The 20,766-nt window shown below is 47.1% G+C and carries 15 protein-coding genes; 14 read left to right on the top strand and 1 reads right to left on the bottom strand.

Features of this window, described 5'->3' with window-relative positions; translation table 11 throughout:
- Positions 1-6 precede the first annotated feature (6 nt).
- Genes AC58QM_RS18270 through AC58QM_RS18245 form a run of 6 tightly spaced genes read left to right on the top strand, consistent with a single transcriptional unit; the run spans position 7 to position 6,540 of the window.
- Positions 7-1,278 carry a M20 family metallo-hydrolase gene (locus tag AC58QM_RS18270; RefSeq protein WP_497286344.1) on the top strand — a complete coding sequence of 424 codons (1,272 nt, stop codon included), beginning with the start codon at positions 7-9 and terminating at the stop codon, positions 1,276-1,278.
- Positions 1,275-2,156, top strand: a complete 882-nt coding sequence (locus AC58QM_RS18265; protein ID WP_497286343.1) for a nitrilase-related carbon-nitrogen hydrolase — start codon at positions 1,275-1,277, stop codon at positions 2,154-2,156. Before AC58QM_RS18270 ends, AC58QM_RS18265 begins: the two co-directional genes overlap by 4 nt.
- A 19-nt stretch (positions 2,157-2,175) precedes the next feature.
- Positions 2,176-3,543, top strand: coding sequence for an NAD(P)-dependent oxidoreductase (locus AC58QM_RS18260; protein ID WP_497286342.1), 1,368 nt, complete (start codon positions 2,176-2,178; stop codon positions 3,541-3,543).
- Between the two features lie 48 nt (positions 3,544-3,591).
- Positions 3,592-4,887 (top strand): NAD-dependent dihydropyrimidine dehydrogenase subunit PreA, encoded by a 1,296-nt coding sequence (preA, locus tag AC58QM_RS18255; RefSeq protein ID WP_497286341.1) that lies wholly within the window; start codon positions 3,592-3,594, stop codon positions 4,885-4,887.
- A 2-nt stretch (positions 4,888-4,889) separates the two neighbouring features.
- Entirely contained in the window at positions 4,890-6,332 is a 1,443-nt protein-coding gene (gene hydA / locus AC58QM_RS18250) for a dihydropyrimidinase (protein ID WP_497286340.1), read from the top strand.
- Positions 6,325-6,540 (top strand): hypothetical protein, encoded by a 216-nt coding sequence (locus AC58QM_RS18245; RefSeq protein ID WP_497286339.1) that lies wholly within the window; start codon positions 6,325-6,327, stop codon positions 6,538-6,540. The genes hydA and AC58QM_RS18245 overlap by 8 nt, the downstream gene beginning before the upstream one ends.
- On the opposite strand, the gene AC58QM_RS18240 is transcribed toward AC58QM_RS18245, so the two are convergent.
- Positions 6,537-8,153, bottom strand: a complete 1,617-nt coding sequence (locus AC58QM_RS18240; protein WP_497286338.1) for a PucR family transcriptional regulator — start codon at positions 8,151-8,153, stop codon at positions 6,537-6,539. The two genes, AC58QM_RS18245 and AC58QM_RS18240, sit on opposite strands and share 4 nt — an antisense overlap.
- Positions 8,154-8,278: 125 nt before the next feature.
- Here AC58QM_RS18240 and AC58QM_RS18235 point away from each other — a divergent pair, with 125 nt between their 5' ends.
- The 8 genes from AC58QM_RS18235 to AC58QM_RS18200 all read left to right on the top strand — a co-directional run bounded on the left by AC58QM_RS18235 (position 8,279) and on the right by AC58QM_RS18200 (position 20,754).
- Positions 8,279-9,721 carry a CoA-acylating methylmalonate-semialdehyde dehydrogenase gene (locus tag AC58QM_RS18235; RefSeq protein ID WP_497286337.1) on the top strand — a complete coding sequence of 481 codons (1,443 nt, stop codon included), beginning with the start codon at positions 8,279-8,281 and terminating at the stop codon, positions 9,719-9,721.
- Positions 9,722-9,849: 128 nt separating this feature from the next.
- The gene (locus AC58QM_RS18230; protein ID WP_497286336.1) at positions 9,850-11,613 is read left to right on the top strand and encodes an ABC transporter ATP-binding protein; all 1,764 of its coding nucleotides are present in this window, start codon (positions 9,850-9,852) and stop codon (positions 11,611-11,613) included.
- Positions 11,610-13,502, top strand: a complete 1,893-nt coding sequence (locus AC58QM_RS18225) for an ABC transporter ATP-binding protein (RefSeq protein WP_497286335.1) — start codon at positions 11,610-11,612, stop codon at positions 13,500-13,502. The genes AC58QM_RS18230 and AC58QM_RS18225 overlap by 4 nt, the downstream gene beginning before the upstream one ends.
- 939 nt (positions 13,503-14,441) lie before the next feature.
- Positions 14,442-15,236, top strand: coding sequence for a lipid II flippase Amj family protein (locus AC58QM_RS18220; RefSeq protein WP_310500206.1), 795 nt, complete (start codon positions 14,442-14,444; stop codon positions 15,234-15,236).
- 85 nt (positions 15,237-15,321) lie between these two features.
- Positions 15,322-16,200, top strand: a complete 879-nt coding sequence (locus AC58QM_RS18215; RefSeq protein ID WP_310500205.1) for a radical SAM/SPASM domain-containing protein — start codon at positions 15,322-15,324, stop codon at positions 16,198-16,200.
- A gap of 115 nt (positions 16,201-16,315) precedes the next feature.
- The gene (locus AC58QM_RS18210; protein WP_497286334.1) at positions 16,316-18,262 is read left to right on the top strand and encodes an ATP-dependent DNA helicase; all 1,947 of its coding nucleotides are present in this window, start codon (positions 16,316-16,318) and stop codon (positions 18,260-18,262) included.
- 229 nt (positions 18,263-18,491) lie between these two features.
- Positions 18,492-19,373, top strand: a complete 882-nt coding sequence (locus AC58QM_RS18205; RefSeq protein ID WP_497286333.1) for an endonuclease/exonuclease/phosphatase family protein — start codon at positions 18,492-18,494, stop codon at positions 19,371-19,373.
- Between the two features lie 247 nt (positions 19,374-19,620).
- On the top strand, positions 19,621-20,754 hold the full coding sequence (locus AC58QM_RS18200; RefSeq protein ID WP_497286332.1) for an acyl-CoA dehydrogenase family protein: 1,134 nt from the start codon (positions 19,621-19,623) through the stop codon (positions 20,752-20,754).
- Positions 20,755-20,766: the final 12 nt, after the last annotated feature.

The following is a 20,766-nucleotide window of genomic DNA, read 5'->3' as shown; positions in this document are numbered from 1 at the left end:
TCCGACTTGTCGACAATTCCAGAGTTCCGAATTAATGCAGAACGTCTCCAACAGCATATCGATGAACTTGCGCTAATCGGCAAGATCGGTGAAACGGGCGTCTGCAGACTTGCCCTTTCTAAGGAAGATCGAGCAGGCGTAGAGCTGGTGAAATCCTGGATGGAGGAAGCCGGGATGGAGGCTTATATTGATCCCTTCGCTAATCTTATCGGAGTTTGGCGCGGAAGTGATCCGCAAGCTCCAGTTCTCATGCTCGGTTCACATGTCGATTCTCAGCCTTATGGGGGCAGGTTCGACGGCGCAATTGGCGTACTTGGCGCCATAGAAGCGGTGCAAACGATGGTCGAAGAAGGCATGAAACCCGCGTGCAATATTGAGGTGGTCGCTTTCTGTGATGAAGAGGGCTGTCGCTTCAACAAGGGGTTGTTCGGGGTAAGGGGAATGACGGGTAAACTGGAAGCCGATGAATTGGACCGAACGGATAAAAACGGCGTCTCCCGCCGTGAAGCTCTACTAGAATTCGGCTGTGACCCAGCGGATTTCGAGGGATATATATTTCAAGAAGGCCGAATTGGGGCATTTCTCGAACTGCATATCGAACAAGGTCCTGTGTTGGAGTCGATGAATGAACCGATTGGTATCGTGACAGGGATCTCAGGACCATTGTGGCTCACTGTGGAAATGATTGGATTCGCAGGTCATGCAGGTTCTGTACCGATGTCGATGCGTCATGATGCGCTGCTTGGCAGTGCCAAAATTATCGTCGCTCTAAACGAACTAGTACGTCAGGAATCAGGTGCACCAACGGTAGGGACAGTCGGCTCCCTTACGGTGTTTCCTGATTCACGGAACATCATCCCTGAAAAGGTCAGCTTCACGGTTGATTTGCGTGACATCGATATTCGTCGTCGTGATGCACTCGAAGCGGAGCTTCGCAGCTGCATCCAGAACGTAGCCGATGAGCACGGACTCACCTACACCATTCGAGAAGATACGAATAGCGAGCCTCGCTATTGTGCGACTTGGATCAAAGATACGCTTCATAAGGAAGCGGGTCTGATGGGGAAGAAGCCGCCAGAGCTTATGAGTGGTCCATTTCATGATTCGCTGACGATGTCTTACGTGTGTGACTACGGCATGATTTTTGTAAGGTGCCTCGAGGGCATTAGTCACAATCCCAAGGAATATGCTAGTCCAGAGGATATCACTTTAGGAACTGAGTTGTTATACCGTACCGCTAAGCGTATTGCACTTGATAGAGGAGGCATACGAGCATGAGTATCATCAGAATCGGACTCATCCAAGCCTCTCACGACGTGCATGGCGATGCACCAATTGCCGAACATAAAGAGCGAGCCATACAGAAGCATCTTGGTTTGGTACGTCAAGCCGCAGCTCAGGGAGCGCAACTGATTTGCTTACAGGAGATTTTCTACGGCCCGTATTTTTGTGCGGAGCAGACGACGAAGTGGTACGATGCGGCCGAGGAAATTCCGAATGGGCCGACGACGAAGCTTTTTCGAGAGCTGGCCCAAGAGCTTGGTGTCGTGATTATCCTTCCAATTTATGAGCGCGATGGCATTGCCTCCTATTACAATACGGCAGCTGTTATTGATGCCGATGGATCGTATTTGGGCAAATACCGGAAGCATCATATCCCTCATGTTGGAGCGGGCGGTGGTTCCTGCGGCTTCTGGGAAAAGTATTATTTCAAGCCAGGAAATCTCGGCTATCCCGTCTTTGATACCGCTTTTGCCAAGGTAGGCGTCTACATTTGTTATGATCGTCATTTTCCTGAGGGAGCTAGAGCCCTTGGGCTTGGCGGTGCGGAGATTGTGTTCAATCCTTCAGCTACCGTTGCTGGCACATCAGAGTACTTATGGAAGCTTGAGCAGCCTGCGCATGCTGTGGCTAATGGGTATTATGTTGCCGCCATTAATCGTGTGGGAACGGAAGCACCTTGGAACATGGGAGAGTTCTACGGACAATCGTACTTAGTGGATCCACGCGGGGCAATCGTTGCGATCGGCAGTCGGGATCAAGATGAAGTGATCATTGGGGACCTAGACAAATCGCTGATTCGTGAGGTTCGTAATGTTTGGCAGTTTTACCGGGACCGCAGGCCAGAAACGTATGATCAAATCACGCAACTTTAAATGGGGAGGAGGAGCGAAGATGAGTTCGACATTTATTTCGCTAACGGATTTGAAGCGTAATTTTGCCGAAGTGAAGGCGGGAATGAAGCCCAAAGAGGCGATCGAAGAGTCCAATCGCTGCTTGTTCTGTTATGACGCTCCTTGCATAAACGCCTGTCCGACAGGCATTGATATCCCTTCTTTTATTAAAAAGATTGCCTCTGGCAATCTAAAAGGCTCAGCTCGCACGATTATGGATGCTAATCCGGTTGGTGCTTCTTGTTCAAGGGTATGTCCCACAGAGGAATTGTGTGAAGGGGCTTGTGTACTCAATCATTCGTCCAAGCCTATCTTGATTGGTCAATTACAGCGTTACGCGACGGATTGGGCGATCAAGAATGAACAGATTTTATTTAAAGCAGGCACAAGTAATGGCAAAGCGGTTGCGATCGTGGGAGGCGGACCTGCGGGTCTCTCGGCAGCGCGTGAGCTAGCCCGCTTCGGCTTTAAGGTAACAGTGTTCGAAGCAAAGGAGCAAGCGGGTGGCTTGGATACTTACGGCATCGTGTCGTTCCGACTTCCGCAGGAAATCTCGCTTTGGGAGGTTGAACAAGTACGGCAGCTTGGCGTCGATTTTCGCATGAACACGCGTGTAGGTGTCGAGGTGAGCGCTGCGGAGCTGCTGGAGGATTACGACGCTGTCGTATTAGCCATTGGCATGTCCAAAGTACCTATGCTTGGTATTGCTGGCGAAGAGTTGATGGGAGTGTATGATGCAATTGATTTCGTAGAGTCGACGAAAATCGCTCCTGATCTCGATGAATCTCTTGTTGGGAAACGAGTGGCCGTGATTGGTGCAGGGAATACGGCCATTGATGCCGCGACCTGTTCGGTTAGACTAGGAGCGGAACATGTCCAAATCGTGTACAGGCGGACACAAACGGAAATGACAGCGTATGATTTCGAATACGAGTTCGCTAAACTTGATGGCGTTGCTTTTCAGTGGCTTACGGCACCGAAACAGATCCTCGGGGATGAACAGGGCAACGTCGTAGGCCTCGAATGTGTACGGATGGCGCTTGCTGAGTCAGATGGCGGACGCAAACGTCCCGTCGCTATTGCGGACTCCGAATTCGTCATAGAAGTAGATGCGGTTATCAAAGCGATTGGACAAACGAAGCATATTGCGCTCATAGAGCAGTTTGGACTTGCACATTCGCGGGGTATCGTAACGCTGGTTGATTCAACTACGGGTTTAACTTCAAACCCCAAAGTGTTCGCAGCCGGAGATGTCATCTTCGGTGATGGACAGGGCGAAGCAATGGTTGTTTCGGCAGCCCAACAAGGGAAGCTAACCGCCTATGCGATCTATAAGCAGCTCGTGAAGGGTCAAGAAGCGTCGGCTTGAATAGGTGGTTATTACACAGGGTCACTACAGAATCAGGAGGGATTCAGCATGGCAGATTTACGTACGAATCTAGCTGGAATTGTGTCACCCAACCCTTTCTGGTTGGCATCGGCTCCTCCGACGAACACGGGGTATCAGGTTCAGCGGGCATTTGAAGCGGGCTGGGGAGGCGCGGTTTGGAAAACACTGGGAGATCCGATTATTAATACTTCCTCACGCTTCGCGGCAGTTCATTTCAATGGGCAGCGTGTTGCGGGCTTCAATAATATTGAACTTATCACCGATCGTCCGCTTGAGATTAATCTCAAGGAAATCTATGAAACGAAGAAGCGGTTTCCTAATCATGCTTTGGTTGTGTCCCTAATGGTTGAGCCCAAACGAGAGAAGTGGCACGAGATCGTTAAGAAGGTCGAAGCCGTCGGCGTAGACGGACTTGAACTGAACTTTGGCTGTCCGCACGGGATGGCTGAACGGGGGATGGGCTCAGCATCGGGTCAGCAGCCAGACCTTGTCGAAGCGCAGACGATGTGGGCGAAGGAAGCCGCACAAACTCCTGTCATTGTGAAGCTGACACCAAATATCACGGATATCACGAGCACTGCATTAGCAGCTGTTCGGGGCGGAGCGGATGCGATCTCGCTCATCAACACGATTAATTCGTTGGCTGGTGTCGACATAGACTCGTGGAACACCATTCCACATGTCGGCGGTAAAGGCTCCCACGGCGGCTATTGCGGTCCTGCTGTGAAGCCGATCGCACTTCATATGGTTGCGGATTGTGCGCGTAATCCAGGCGTGAACATCCCGATATCCGGCATAGGTGGCATTTCCTCTTGGCGAGATGCCGTAGAATTCATGTTGATGGGCGCAACGGGGGTTCAGGTATGTACAGCCGCAATGCATCATGGCTTCCGAATTGTGGAAGATATGATCGATGGATTGAATAACTATTTGGATGAAAAAGGTCTTGCCAGCGTATCTGATCTTATTGGAAAATCAGTTCCTCGTTACTCTGATTGGGGAAATTTGGATTTAAATTATGCGGTCGTTGCCAAGATCGATACAGAAACATGTATTAACTGTAACAAGTGCCACATTGCCTGCGAGGATACCTCGCATCAGTGTATTGAGAGGCTTACGGACGATCAAGGGAAATCCTTTTTGCAGGTGCGGGAAGAAGATTGTGTTGGCTGTAATTTATGTGCAATTGTGTGTCCTGTAGATGGGGTAATTTCTATGGTAGAGGTCCCACACACAGAGGAGCCAATGACCTGGAATGAACGACAAGTAACCGTCGCCAAGCTGTCAGAGGGTAAAGATTCGGATAAGAAGGAGGCTGTGTAGCCATGGCCAAGCTCATTAAGAATGGAACGATTGTCACTGCTTCAGATCAGTATCAAGGGGATATTCTCATTGAAGACGGCATCATTACCGGAATTGGACTTCATCTGTCACAAGAAAGTGCCGAAATAGTAGATGCCACAGGGAAATATGTATTTCCTGGTGGGATTGACCCGCATACTCATCTGGATATGCCATTTGGGGGGACGGTCACAGCCGATGATTTTGAGACAGGAACGATGGCTGCGGCTTTTGGCGGGACAACGACGGTGATTGATTTTTGTCTGACGAATAAAGGGAAGCCCCTCAGTCAATCTGTACAGACTTGGCATCAAAAAGCGAAAGGTAAAGCAGTCATAGATTATAGCTTTCATCTGATGATCGCGGAAATCAACGATGAGGTGCTTGCCGAACTGCCTTCCATGATTCATGACGAGGGGATCACATCTTTGAAGGTTTTTATGGCTTATAAGAACGTCTTCCAAGCGGATGATGGCACACTGTACCGGACTTTGCTAGAGGCCAAAAAGCATGGTGCTCTCGTAATGGTTCACGCAGAGAATGGCGATGTCATTGAATATTTAATTAAGGAAGCGCTTGAAGCGGGGCAGACTGGCCCCATCTATCATGCTTTGACGCGGCCTTCTTTAATAGAAGGTGAAGCGACAGGGCGTGCAGCCAAGCTCACGGATTTAGCCAACTCGCAGCTCTATGTGGTTCATGTGACGTGTGAGGAAGCTGTACAGCAAATTACGGAGGCTCGCAATCGTGGTGTCGATATCTGGGGTGAAACGTGTCCGCAATATTTGATGCTTGATCAAACGTATCTAGAAAAACCGGATTTCGAAGGCGCGAAATACGTGTGGTCCCCACCACTTCGACCCAAGTTTCATCAAGACGTGCTGTGGAATGCGCTAAAAACAGGCCAACTGCAAACGGTGGGCTCGGACCAGTGTTCGTTTAATTTTAACGGTCAAAAAGATTTAGGTCTCGGGGACTTTAGTAAAATTCCCAACGGCGGGCCTTGCATTGAGGATCGTTTCTCCATTCTGTTCTCTGAAGGGGTAGGGAAAGGGCGTATTACTTTGAATCAGTTCGTGGACATCGTGTCTACGCGAAGCGCAAAGTTGTTTGGTTTGTTTCCGAAAAAGGGGTCGATTGCCGTTGGCGGAGACGCGGATATTGTGATATTTGATCCGAATGCGAAGCGTACGATTTCTGCCGAAACTCACCATATGAATGTGGATTACAATCCGTTTGAAGGGATTGAAATAACGGGAGAGCCGGTAACCGTACTTTCACGTGGAGAGTTCGTTATTCGGGATAAACAGTTCGTAGGTGAGGCAGGAAATGGCCAATTCATCAAGAGGGGAACGTATGTTTCGTTATCGTCAGAAGTGAGTGAAGAGAAGAAGGAAATTGTCCAGGGAGGTGCCCCCCATGTCTGAATATGAACAATTTCAAGCAGAAAAGCAAAAGCTGGATGGCTACGTCGCACAGAAATTCAAAATAGTCGGCGTGCTCGAAGATCTAGAAGGAGCATGGCTGGATCTCGAGCACCCCGGCGGGGAAACGGCGAGGCTTCATTTGAAGACGGCTAACGCCAGGAAGTATTACGTCAATGTGCTGTTGTCACAAGGGAAATCGAAAGCTTAATCATAGCTAGATTGGATGGCTCCATTCAGATATTCATAGCCATGCAAGGCGAGCTCCAGAGCAATTCGCTTCTGCGGCTGCATGAAATCATCTCCAAGAATGGCCGCGATTTTGTCCAGCCGATGATACAGCGTTTGCCTTACTATAAACAGCTCTTTCGCTGTTTCCTGTTTTGAGCCGGATAACATTAGATACATGTGTAATGTTTTCAAAAGTTGACCGTTTTTCTCGCGATCAAACACTAGTAGGCCACCAAGATATTCCTCGATGATCGATGTTAATTGACCAGATTGCTTCATCAGCAGAAGTACTTTATAGACGTGCAATTCGTGATAGAAGGGCTTAGGGAGTGCGCCGACATCCTTCTGTATCGCCAACGTTTCTAACGCTGTATCATAACTAATGTGAAGTTGAAGCGGATCACTGATTGCTTTGCCGATGCCGATAAGTGCAGGGAAAAGATGCGTTTCTTGTGATTTCTGAAAGCGTTGGATCGTTCGGAGAATGCGCTCATGACTAGTTCCTGAGGGCATTTGATCTACAAGAATAAACACGATTCGCTGCTCAAACACCGTCGGAAATAAATAAAAGCCTTCTCTTTCAAACAAGGAGCGGGCAAGCATCTGTTTTTGAAAAAGGAGCGTTTCTTGCGATTTGGAACCTTCGTTCCCTGCGGTTTTATCAAAGACACAAACGATGATCGGACCTAGCTTTACAGCGGGCTTGACGCTCATCACATAGTCACGAATATCCTGTAGTGAATGCTTGCCGCCTAGCCAATCGGTCACCCAGAGATCCTGTTTGTAGCGTGTTTTTTCCTCGATATAGGTGGTACGCATCATTTCTTGTGCAATTGCAGTCGCGCAGCGATCTAAAGCGAGTATTTGGAACTCACTTAACTCCTGTTCGGCAAATAAAAGTAGGTCTGCGAACAAATGTTCTAATGCGAGAATAGGACGATGCGCCAGCTTGTTTTTGACATCAAATAAATGAAACAGTTCACCGAAAATCCATTTTTCATAAAAGGCAGCACCTTCTTCTTTAGGCAAAGAGGGCACGAACACAGCATCCGTATCGAAAGGGAAAAAGGCAACTTGCACCTGCGTTGTTTCTTGAAGCAATTGGAGGAGAGGCAGCAGTCCTTTGCCAGATAAAAGCAGCTGATTGAGCTTAGTTGATAGGGATTCTAGATCAGATACCATTTTGTGATGTTGATGAATGAAATGCGCATGTAAATCCTGTGTGATATCTATATAACGAACTTCTTCGTGGAAAAAAATGAGTGGAAAATTGGCTTGTAAGGCAAGCTTCTTCATGCTCTCAAGCGGTTGCTTCGTATACGTACCCAGCTCGATACAAAGACCTGAAGCACCGCTGTCGATTAACTGTTGCAGGAACGAAAGGCTCGTTTCCTCATTATCATGCCAACCTATCCCCGTGCTTAGAATGAGTTCATTTCCGTTCAAAAGGTGACCCACTTGCGTAACCTCCATGATGTGAACCCAGCGAACTTTGCGAGCTAACGCTTCTTCCGTTGCAATCGCCTCCGCCTTACTAAATAGAGGGCGCTGAAGAATATCTTGAACGGTTAACTGTAAAAGGGTCTGTACCAAGCAAAATCACCACTTTCATGTTAGGAAAGATGACGTAATTGCGAATGTAAGGGGAATTGAATCTTATTATACAATGTGTCCAATGCGTTGTGGAGAAAATTTCTAACCTCAGGAGATGAACGACATTGACGAACCTGCAAAACTTGATTAATGGTGCATGGGTTGATTCGATAAGTGGTGAAATGAGTGATGTTCGTAATCCTGCTACAGGAAAAGTGATTGCGCGTGTGCCACTTTCGACTGCTACAGATGTGGAAGAAGCGGTGAATGCTGCTCAACATGCGTTCGAATCATGGAGTAGAACACCTGTTCCTAAACGGGCGCGCGTGTTGTTTCATTATTGGCAGCTACTTCAAGCTAATGAGCATGAACTTGCTGAATTGATCACGAAGGAGAACGGGAAAAGCTACAAGGAAGCACTAGGTGAAGTGCTGCGCGGGATCGAATGTGTCGAGTTTGCTGCCGGTGCCCCCTCGCACATGATGGGGTCAACACTGGCTAACATTTCAGCGGATATGGATTCTGAATTATTTCGAGTACCGCTAGGCGTTGTCGGAGGGATAACTCCGTTTAACTTCCCCATGATGGTGCCGTGCTGGATGTTTCCGCTTGCGATTGCTTGTGGGAATACCTTTGTTCTTAAACCATCGGAACGAACACCGTTGACAGCGATGAAACTAGCTGCACTGATGCAAGAAGCAGGACTTCCGAATGGTGTGCTGAATGTTGTTCACGGTGCTCATGATGTCGTGAATGCATTGACGACTCTGCCTGCTGTCAAAGCTGTTTCTTTCGTAGGTTCGCAGCCTGTAGCCAAATATGTGTACGAACGAGCCTCAGCTGGAGGTAAAAGAGTGCAAGCATTAGCTGGTGCTAAAAACTATCATATTGTCATGCCCGATGCACATCTGGAGAAAACGATTGAGAACATTGTTATGTCATCGTTTGGTTCAGCAGGTGAGCGTTGTATGGCTTGTTCCGCTGTCGTGGTTGTGGGAGATGGAGATGCCTTTGTGAATGGACTCCAAGTTGCTGCATCACAATTGGTGCTTGGCAATGGCATGGAGGATCAAGTTACACTGACTCCGATTATTCGAGAGGAACAGCGTACGCGAATCGCGGGCTACATCGAGAAGGGAATCGCAGAAGGTGCGGAGCTGCTGATCGATGGGAGAGCGGCCGAAGCGTGTGAAGGGGAGGGCTTTTTCCTCGGAGCGACGATTTTCGATCATGTGAAGCCTGAGATGACGATTGCCAAAGAGGAGATATTCGGGCCGGTGTTATCTTTATTCCGCGCGGAGAACTTGGATGACGCGTTAGCTTTAGTGAATCGATCGCGATTCGGCAACTCTGCGGTCATTTACACCGAGAATGCGAAAGCTGTCCGCCAATTCCGTGAGGAGGTTGAAGCGGGGATGCTAGGCGTCAATGTTGGCGTCCCGGCGCCAATGGCCTTTTTCCCATTCTCCGGCTGGAAGGATTCGTTCTATGGCGACTTGCATGCCAATGGCAAGGACGGCGTCGAATTTTATACGAAGAAGAAGATGATCACTTCGCGATTTTTTTGAGCTTAGAAGAATGGACCTGGGGGTTGCCTCAGGTTTTTTTCGTTATATTGAAAGAGTCCGTTGTCGGGAAGATGTCAATTTAGTATGATGGAGAGTACGTCACGAGGAATACGGAGGACTCCATTACGATGAAAAATAATCGAAAAAAAAGCAACTCCATGGGGCAATATCGCGAGCTATTGGGACGCTATTTGTTTCCGCAAAAAGGGACACTGATCGGACTAACATTCCTGTTGTTCGCGTCCATTGGGTTGCAGCTGATTAATCCACAAATTATCCGCTATTTTATTGATACGGCGCAGTCGCAGGGGGCGATGGAGCCACTTGTCACAGCGGCGCTATTATTTATTGGCTTTGCACTCGTACAGCAGCTGGTATCTGTGATTGCAACTTATTACAGTGAGAATGTCGGTTGGAAAACAACGAATAAACTGCGTGTTGATTTAGCGGCACATTGTCTATCGCTGGATATGTCTTTTCATAAAAGTCATACATCTGGCTCGCTGATTGAGCGCGTAGATGGAGATGTGAATGCGCTTGCGAATTTCTTCTCCAGCATGATTATTCATTTATTTGGGAATGTGCTGCTGATGGCAGGCATTCTGATCTTATTATTTCGCGAAAATTGGTTAATTGGCGTAGGGATGGCTATTTTCGTTGTCTGTGCCATCTATTTGATTCAATGGATTCGTCAGTTTGCTGTTCCTGTTTGGGCTGGTTGGCGTCAGGCGAATGCTGAGTTTTATGGGTTTATCGGTGAACATTTGGAAGGTACGGAGGATATTCGTGCTAATGGTGCGGTACGCTTCGTGATGAATCGTTTCTATACGATGCTCCGAGTAATGCTGCCGCTGCGCGTCAAAGCATTCCTTGGTTTTTGTGCGATGTGGAACATGTCGATATTCGTGTTTGCATTAGGGAATGCCATGGCTTTTGGGATCAGCGCCTACCTATGGCATGGCAATCATATTTCATTAGGTACCGTGTATCTCATTTTCTTCTATACCGAATTGCTCGCTAAACCGATCGAAAAGATTCGAACACAAATGGAAGATTTGCAGAAAGCAGATGCGAGTATTTCCCGTATTCGCGAGCTTTTCGCGATAAAGTCCAAGATTCAAGATGGCCCAGGGACTGGGCTTCCGGATGGACCGCTTGGTGTTGATTTCAAAGATGTCGTGTTTAGTTATGATGAGGATCAACCGACGATTGATAACTTGACGATGACTTTGAAGCCTGGCGAAGTACTTGGATTACTAGGCCGCACTGGGAGCGGAAAGTCCACAATTGCAAGGCTATTGCTGCGCTTCTATGATCCGCAAAGCGGTGTGATTGCGCTAAGCGGAACCGACATTCGTACGTGTAAATTAGCAGATTTGCGCAAACGTGTCGCGCTTGTAACTCAAAATATTGAAATCATCCAAGGAACAATTCGCGATAATTTAACCTTTTATGATGCGTCGATTCCGGATGAACAGATTATTGCGGTACTGCATGAACTCGGCTTAGGTGCTTGGTATGAAGCGATGCCGGAAGGATTAGATACAGGACTCGCTTCAGGAGGAAGCAGTTTATCTGCAGGTGAAGCGCAATTATTGGCATTTGCCCGTGTATTCCTAACGAATCCGGGTCTGGTTATTATGGACGAAGCTTCCTCACGTCTGGATCCATTAACTGAGCAACGCATGGAGAAAGCTGTTTCCAAATTATTGACGGAGCGCTCTTGCATCATGATTGCCCATCGACTTGCCACGGTACAGCGTGCGGATCACATCGTTATTTTGGACGGCGGACGTGTGCTGGAATCTGGTCGAAGAGAAGTGCTGGCCGCTAATCCGAATTCCCGCTTTAGCCAATTACTCGCGACAGGGTTAGAGGAGGTGTTGGCATGACGACGTTTCAATATTTAAAAGGGTTGATCATGTATCGACCTTTCCGGTATTTTATCAATGCGTTAGCATGGACAATTATTTACTTGGCACCTATTGCTCCTGGTCTCATAACAAAAGCCTTTTTTGATACGTTAACGGGCAATGCTACGTTGAAATTTGGCGTGTGGGGCTTGATTGCTTTGCTGATCGGGGCAGCCTTAGGGCGAATCTTATTAATTATTATTGGTTTCATCACAGATGTACATTTCCGTTTTCGCATGGGAATGCTGCTTCGACGCAATTTGTTAGAGCATGTTCTAAAGCAACCTGGCGCACAAGCGATACCAGTTTCACCAGGGGAAGCAATCAGCCATTTCCGGGACGATGTGGACCAATCGGAGGAAGCGGTGAGCTGGTCGGTTGATGTTTTTGGAATGACGTGTTTCGCCCTCGTGTCCGGATACATATTGATTCGCATCGATGCTCAAATGACACTGCTTGTGTTTATGCCCATCGTAATCGTGATCACAGCCGCTCAATTGGCAACCGTTCGTTTGCAAAAATACCGCGCAGCCAGCCGCGAATCTACCTCCAAGGTAACCGGAGAAATCAGCGAAATGTTTGGTAATGTGCAGGCCATTCAAGTTGCTGGCGCCGAGAATCGCGTGATGGAGCGGTTCCGCAGCTTCGGTGATGCGCGTCGAAAAGCGATGCTGAAGGACCGATTAATGAGCGAACTTCTCGATTCAGTCTTTTCTAACTCCGTGAATTTGGGTACAGGTTTACTGCTTCTGTTAGCAGGTACCAAAATGAGAGCAGGGACGTTCACTGTTGGTGATCTTGCATTGTTTGTCTACTATTTGACCTTCGTGACACAGTTTATTACGAATGTCGGGAAGTTTATCACTTATTTTAAGCAAATGAGTGTTTCATTGGAGCGCTTGACGTTTTTGCTGCAAGGTGCGTCTGCGAAAGTGTTGACGATGGTAAAGCCGCTTTATTTGAAAAAAGAGCGGGTGGGTAAGGACCCAGAGATGAAGAGCCGAGTGGTGGACAACCAAGAGATGAAGAACTCAGAGATGGAAAGCCCAGAGAAGAAGAATCAAGTGATGAAGAACCCAGAGTTGAAGAACCAAGTGATGGAGTTAGATCAAGTGAATGACAGCGTCGTTGCGCCTCCGCTGCAGCGCCTGGAAGTGAATGGACTCAGCTACACCTACCCGGATACGGGTAGAGGGATCGCTGACATTCACTTCGCCATGCAAAGAGGATCGTTTACCGTCATTACGGGAACGATCGGCTCAGGCAAAACCACGCTGGTTCGTTCCCTCCTTGGGCTGCTGCCCAAGGAGAAAGGAACGATTGCGTGGAATGGCGTGCCCGTTGAAGATCCGGGCACCTTCTTTACACCGCCGCAGAGCGCCTATACCGCGCAGGTGCCGCGGTTATACAGCGATACGCTGCGCAATAATATTTTGCTCGGGCAAGCGGAGCAAGGTGACAGCTTGCAGCAGGCTTTGAACGCGGCGGTGCTCGAGTACGACGTCGCGCAGCTGCCTGGCGGGCTGGACACGGTCATCGGCCCGCGCGGGGTGAAGCTCTCTGGCGGCCAAGCGCAGCGGACGGCCGCGGCCCGGATGCTCGTGCGGGACGCCGAGCTGTATGTCTTCGACGACCTGTCGAGCGCGCTCGACGTCGATACGGAGCAGAAGCTCTGGGAGCGAATGTTCGAGCGTCGCAGTGATGCTACATGTCTCGTGGTATCGCACCGCAAAACCGCGTTGACGCGCGCCGATCACATCATCGTGATGAAAGACGGCCACATCGAAGCGGAAGGCACGTCGGAGGAACTACTGCGGCACAGCTCTACATTCCGTGAGCTGTGGTACGGGGACGACCGTAAGGCTTAGTCAAAGACGTAGCTCCTGTGCTAATCGTGACATAATAAAGGAAATTCGTGCTGCGTCACGAATAGTGGAATATAGTGGATGTTATTCTGTCGTAACTCGTTTCATCAACATTAGCACCAACAACCAACCCATTAAACAAATTAAATCAATTAACTGTAAAAACAACAGCTAATCTTTCAGATTTCTTACCAAAAATCCATTTAACTGGATTTTCTGTAGTTAATTTCATATGTACGCGCTGAAAACGTTGAATTCCATGAAATTAGCTACATATTTTCCAGTTAAGTTGTCCAGTTGAGTGAAACCAGCGAAATTAACAACATATATTCCATCTATTTCTGTCCGAACCACCGAACGAAGGGGGAGCGGGCAAAATGGAGGCAGCTCCTTCGCCATTCGTGACTAGCAATAAAGGAAATTCGTGCTGCGTCACGAATAGTGGAATACATTGATTGTTATTCTGTCGTAACTCGTTTCATCAACATTAACACCAACAACCAACCCATAAAACAAATTAAATCAAAACTACAGCTAATCTTCCAGATTTCTCGACAAAAATCCATTTAACTGGATTTTCTGTAGTTAATTTCGTCGGTACGCGCTGAAAACGTTGAATTCCATGAAATTAGCTACATATTTTCCAGTTAAGTTGTCCAGTTGAGTGAAACCGGCGAAATTAACAACATATTTTCCATCTATTTTTGTCCGAACCACCGGACGGAGGGGGAGGGGCTAATGGCGGCAGCTCCCCAATCGGAGGGGGCAAAGCTGGACTACTTTGTCGCTCGAAAGTCACATGTGCCTCATCCAAACACCAAGAAACCCACCTAATGCTATTAACATAAGGTGGGTTTTCGTTCGGGTTTTCGTTTGGGTATTCACTTTCGTTTCCATTCACTTTATCTCACCTATCACTCAAGTAAAGGATGAACCCTTCGGATGATCAATACGCTCATTTTGGTTTTCGTATTAACGATGATTATTCATACGGCGGAGACGCTTTCGTACTCCATTCGTTATGCTGGTGTTCGAGTGAACAAACTCGCGGTAGCGCTATCGCTAGTCGGCATCGTCGTGCTCGTTTCGCGCACAGCGAATTTGATACAGGCGCCAATGACAGCGCATTTTGTTGATTTTGCCAAGCATGAGCCAACGTTTGATTTGGTCCGATATTTACGCATTTCTCTGCTTGCTTCTTCAATCGGGACGGTCATCGCGATCGCGTTATTCCCGACTTTTATCAGCATCAGTGCTAGAGTTATTGCGCGACTTGAACTCGCAGGATCGCTGCCGAAAATGCTCACAAATGTCACGATCACACAACTCAAGAACACGACCAAATATATCAAAAAACCCAAAGTGAAGCTTAGTCAGTTCCGTTATCTGGGCATTTCCAAAAGGTTTCTGTTCATCAATATCATTGTGACAGCTTTCTACTCAGTAGGTGTTCTTGCCTCGCTATATGCGGCTCATTTATGGCCAGATCACGCGACAACCGCCTCACAAGCCTCAGGGCTGATTAACGGGATTGCTACGATTTTGCTAACCATCTTCATTGATCCTCAGCTAGGTCTGATTACGGACAAGGCACTGCACGACGAAACTCAACGGAGTCAGTTAGGCAAAATTTACGCATTACTCATGACGACACGCTTCCTAGGGACGCTGCTTGCACAAGTTTTTCTAGTGCCGTCCGCGTATTTTATCGGCTGGATTGTGCAGTTCTTTTTCTAATCGATGTGAAATCCTTTCTTTCATCGCCCTCGCTTGGTATAATAGCCTCTATCATAGTAGCGCTAACAAGAAACGGAGTCCGACCATGAAGAAGTTCAAGAAATTTTATATTGAAATTACGAGCGTATGTAATTTGGCTTGCACGTTCTGTCCGCAGACAAAGCGTCAAGCGAATTTCATCAAAATAGATACGTTTACGAATATCCTTGACCAAATCAAGCCTCATACGGATCACATTTATTTGCATGTGAAGGGGGAGCCGCTTCTCCATCCCAAAATCGACGAATTACTAGACTTGAGCCACGAAAAGGGCTTCAAAGTAAATATCACAACGAATGGGACACTCATTAACAAAAACAGGCACAAGCTGCTCGATAAACCGGCGCTTCGCCAAATGAATTTTTCATTACACAGTTTTGACGGCCATGAAGGATCTGAAGATAAGGAAGGCTATGTGACTAGTATTCTACGATTTGCCAAGGAAATTGTGGCTAAATCCAATGTCATTATTTCCTTCCGATTATGGAATTTGGACACCGATAATCAGACGAATTTGGAACGGAATCGAAATCGTGAAGTGCTGGAATTGCTAGAGAAAGAGTTCGAGCTTGATTACAAAATCGATGAGAAGTTCGTCCGCGGAACTGGCGTAAAGCTTACCGATCGCGTCTATTTGAACCAGGATCACGAGTTTCAGTGGCCCGATTTGAAGGCGGAGGAGATTTCAGGCCCTGGTTTCTGTCATGCCCTGCGTAATCAGGCAGGTATACTCGTAGATGGCACCGTCATTCCTTGCTGTTTGGATGGAGAAGGGGTTATCAATCTCGGGAATATTAACCACACACCTTTCTCAGAAATCGTTGAGGGAGAACGAGCGAATCGGTTGTTCGAAGGTTTTTCTAGACGTGAAGTAGTCGAGGAATTGTGCCGGAAATGCGGCTATCGCGAACGTTTTAGTATGTAAAAGTAGGCTCATTCCGTTAAGCAAAGTTACTTGCGGAGTGAGCATTTTTGCTTTTATTTAACATCCATGAGATAATACAAGTTTGATTCTTAACTAGAGGGTTGGGGGCATTAACGTGGGACGTTATCCATTTGCATATGATCATGCGCAGCCATATATGCAGCAGGTGTCCGACTGGATTGCGGATATCTTTTATGACATATTGCCTGAAGCAGGTTTTGAGGTTCGGGATGAACAAATTTATATGGCTTTTCAGCTGGAGCGGGCTTATGCGGAGAAGCAGACGATTTTTGCGGAAGCTGGCGTTGGGACAGGCAAAACGTTAGTCTATCTATTATACGCACTATGTTATTCGCGTTTTACGAAGAAACCGGCCATAATCGCCTGTGCCGATGAATCGCTTATTGAGCAGCTTGTAAAACCAGGCGGGGATATCGACAAAATTTCTCGCCATTTGAATATGGAAATTGATGCGCGACTCGCGAAGTCACCAGATCAATATGCGTGCTTGGTCAAGCTGGATGAGGCTAGATTTGGCCACGAAGATACTGGCTTATACCGTGAAGTCTATGAGAGCCTACCTGATTTTGTTCATACACGTGAAGCATTGCAAACATTCTATGCTTACGGGGATCGCAAAAACTACCCGCAACTGAACGATGAACAATGGCACCGAATGAACTGGGATGCTTACCAAGACTGCTTTGTATGTGATAAACGCCATCGGTGTGGACAAACCTTATCACGTGAATCCTACCGCAAATCGGCGGATTTAATCATATGTTCGCATGATTTCTACATGGAGCATGTATGGACTTATGACGCTAGAAAACGAGAAGGACAGCTGCCATTGCTGCCTGATCACTGCACCGTCGTGTTTGATGAAGGACATTTAATGGAATCCGCAGCCCAAAAAGCGTTGACCTATAAGCTGAAACATATGGTGTTTGAGGAATTGGTCATTCGTTTGTTAAAAGGGGAAGTTCGTGAAACCTTAGCGGTCTGTATTGATCGAGCAATCGAGCAGAGCGAACGAATGTTCGAGGTGCTTGAAAGCTGCTGCCGTCCGATTGTAGGCTCCGATCGTAAACAAATTATAATGAGTGATCTTTTGAAAAGAGAGATTCATACGTTCTGTGATATTTTATCCGAGATCGAAGAGGAACTCGTCTTTGAAGGAGAAATGTTTACACTCAATGACTATCAGCTGAAGATTGTCGAGGAGCATTTGGAGATGATGCAAAAGGCTCTTGCATTATTCCGCAATGATCATAGCTTCATCTGTTGGGCGACGGAAAGCATTACCGGACTTAGTCTTGTCATTATGCCTAGAACGGTCAAGGAAGTGTTGAAGGAGCATGTGTTTTCTTCTAAAATGCCGATTGTCTTCTCCTCGGCGACACTTTCGGTGGAAGGCAGCTTTGACTATGTGGCAAATAGCTTAGGCTTGGAGAAATATCTCTCCTTTTCCGTAGATTCTCCATATGATTATGTCGAACGGATGGAAGTCATCGCCCCACGCTTCACAGAAGGCGGAACGTTCCAAGAGAAGTTGAATTCGGCTGTTAAGTTATTGAAAAGAACGGAAGGCAGAGCGTTAATCTTGTTCCCGACTCATCAGGAATTGCAACGATTCAAAGTGGAGATGTCCTCTCATCCGGATTGTAAAGATCTTACTTTCCTCTACGAAGGAGATCGAGAAATTTCGCATGTGATCGCCTCGTTCCAAGAGGATGAACACAGTGTATTAGCTGCCGTAAGCTTGTGGGAGGGACTTGATATTCCTGGTCCATCACTTTCTAATGTTATTGTGTGGGCACTGCCGTTTCCTCCGCAAGACCCCGTGTTCAATGCGAAACGAGAAGCAGCCGCTTCACCTTATGAGGAAGTTGATATTCCTTACATGCTGCTTCGCTTGCGTCAAGGTATGGGGAGATTGATCCGAACTCGTGAGGACAGCGGAATTATCGCGATTTTCAGCGATGAGTTATATACGAAGGCTTCACTGCGTGATCATGTCGAGCGGGTATTGCCAGCTGGTGTTGTGATGAAGTCCGAATAGCGGAAATAGAGAAAGAGGTGCAGATGTGTTGCGCCTCTTTTTGCTTTGCTAGAGGTAGGATTGTATGATTAAAACTACAAAAAAATATAATTCCTTTACACGTGGTCCTAGAATAGGACAATATTTGCAGCGAACAATCTAAATCTATCAGCCTATGGAAATAGAAACCAGAATATGAAATTATAGTAGCATATTCACCTATCATTGAAACTTCGAGAGGATGTTGTGCATGCTAAAAAAATCAGTTATTGTGACTTCTGTTGTAATGATGTCTATGATTCCTATGTTTTCGTTCAGCAGTGAATCCCACGCCTCAGATTTAAAAAAAGAAAAAGAGACTGCTATCAAAGTGATGGAGTATAATATTCATCATGCCGAGGGCATGGATGACATTTTGAATTTAAACAGAATTGCTGATGTTATTCAAACATCGGGTGCTGATATCATTGGTTTGCAGGAAGTCGATAATCATTTTTCCGCACGCAGTAATTTCGAAGATCAAGCGAAATGGTTAGCCAATTACTTAGGGATGCATGTTGAGTTTGCTGCAAATCTTGACTATGATCCATTAAATGTGGGCGAACCCCGTCGTCAATACGGGACAGCTGTTTTAAGTAAATATCCGATCCTTTCTAGCGAAAACCATTTGCTCGATAATACGCAGTATCCTTCCGAGCAGCGTGGTCTCGCGAAAACAGTTATTAACGTGAGAGGAAATCACATTAATTTTTACAATACACATCTTGATAATAAAAGAGCCGAACAGAGGGATATTCAAGTCAATGAAATCCTCGACATAGTCAATCAAAATAAAGGAACTAGTATCGTAGTGGGAGACTTTAATGCGACACCTGATAGTGCAGAGATTCTAAAAATGTCTGCGCAGTATAATGACGTATTTGCAAAACTCGGTTTAAATGATGCCTATACGTCTTACTATTATTCAGACAAACCTAATCGTCGTATTGACTATATTTACACATCGGAAGATGTACAAATTAAAGCAGGGAAAGTGATAGACACAATTGCAGCTGATCACTTACCCATAACTGCCGAGCTTGTTATTAAGAAGAAAGACCACCATTCTCAAGATGATAAAGGGCATAATTAACACAAATAATGAAGCAAATGATGCTTAACGATATGAATGCGAACCCCTTCAGTGATGGAACTGAAGGGGTTTTTATCGCATGAGTATTTTTCATTTTTTGTCGCGGCGCAGTCTATTGGCTAACAAAAGCGTGTATATATAACATATATTGAAAGCGATTACAACTTGTCCAAAGAAATACGATCGACCCAATCAACCTCGGCCAATCAGGAGTGAGCAGCACGAACACGTCGAAGGAGGTCGTCGCATGCAATTCTCATATACCTCAGATCAGCAAGATATGCGAAAGAAAGTACGTGAATTTGCACTTACGTGCGTGGAACCTACTTCAGCAGAAAGGGATGAATTGGAGCGGTTTGATCGTGGTATTTTTGACAGCCTAGGCGAACTTGGCTGGACCGGGATCCCCTGGCCAAAAGCATTTGGCGGCGGCGGGGCTGATTTTCTAACGTATGCGATGGTCATTGAAGAGCTATCCCGGGTGTGTGCTTCAACAAGTGTCATGCTCTCCGTGCATACGTCGCTAGCCAGCTGGGCGATTCATACGTATGGTACGGAGGCACAGAAACAAGCTTATTTACTCCCCATGGCTGGGGGGAAGAAGCTTGGCGCCTACTGTCTGACGGAAAGCGAGTCCGGCTCAGATGCTGGTGCCATGCGTACGACAGCAACGAAGGATGGAGACTTCTATGTGCTTGACGGCTCCAAGCTATTCGTAACGAATGGCGGGGAGGCGGAGGTGTATATCGTTTTTGCTTTGACAGATGTGATGAACAAGCTCAAAAGCTGCACCGCCTTCATTGTTGAAAAAGGGATGGAAGGGCTTATTTTCGGTACCAAGGAAAAAAAGCTAGGCATCCGCTCATCCACAACGATGGAGTTAAGGTTTGATGGTTGTAGAGTGCCAGCTGAGAACCGCTTAGGTCCCGAAGGAGAAGGCTTTCGCATCGCTATGCGAAGCTTGGATGGCGGGCGGATCGGGATTGCTGCGCAAGCAACAGGGATCGGCCAAGGAGCCTTGGACGCTGTAGTTGCTTATGGAGCAGGGGCTGGCTCGCTCAGCGGCGAGCTATTTGATGCTCATATCTCCGAAATGGCGACGCACATTGAGGCCGCAAGACTGCTGACCTATCAAGCCGCTTGGCGCAAAAGCCAAGGGCTCTCATATGGGAAGCAGGCTGCCATAGCGAAGCTTTTTGCCAGTGATACGGCGGTTAAAGTCTGTTTGCGAGCAGTGCAGCTCTGTGGCGCATGGGGTTGCTTGAAGGAGTCGAAGGTTGAGCGCTATCTGCGAGATGCCAAAGTAACACAAATTTATGAGGGGACGAATGAGATTCAGCGTATTGTGATTTCGCGTTTGCTGCTTTCTGAAAGTATGTAGGAAGGGAGTGCG

The sequence above is a fragment of the Paenibacillus sp. J22P165 genome, assembly GCF_059692015.1.
This window is presented reverse-complemented; position numbering and strand designations above follow the sequence as displayed.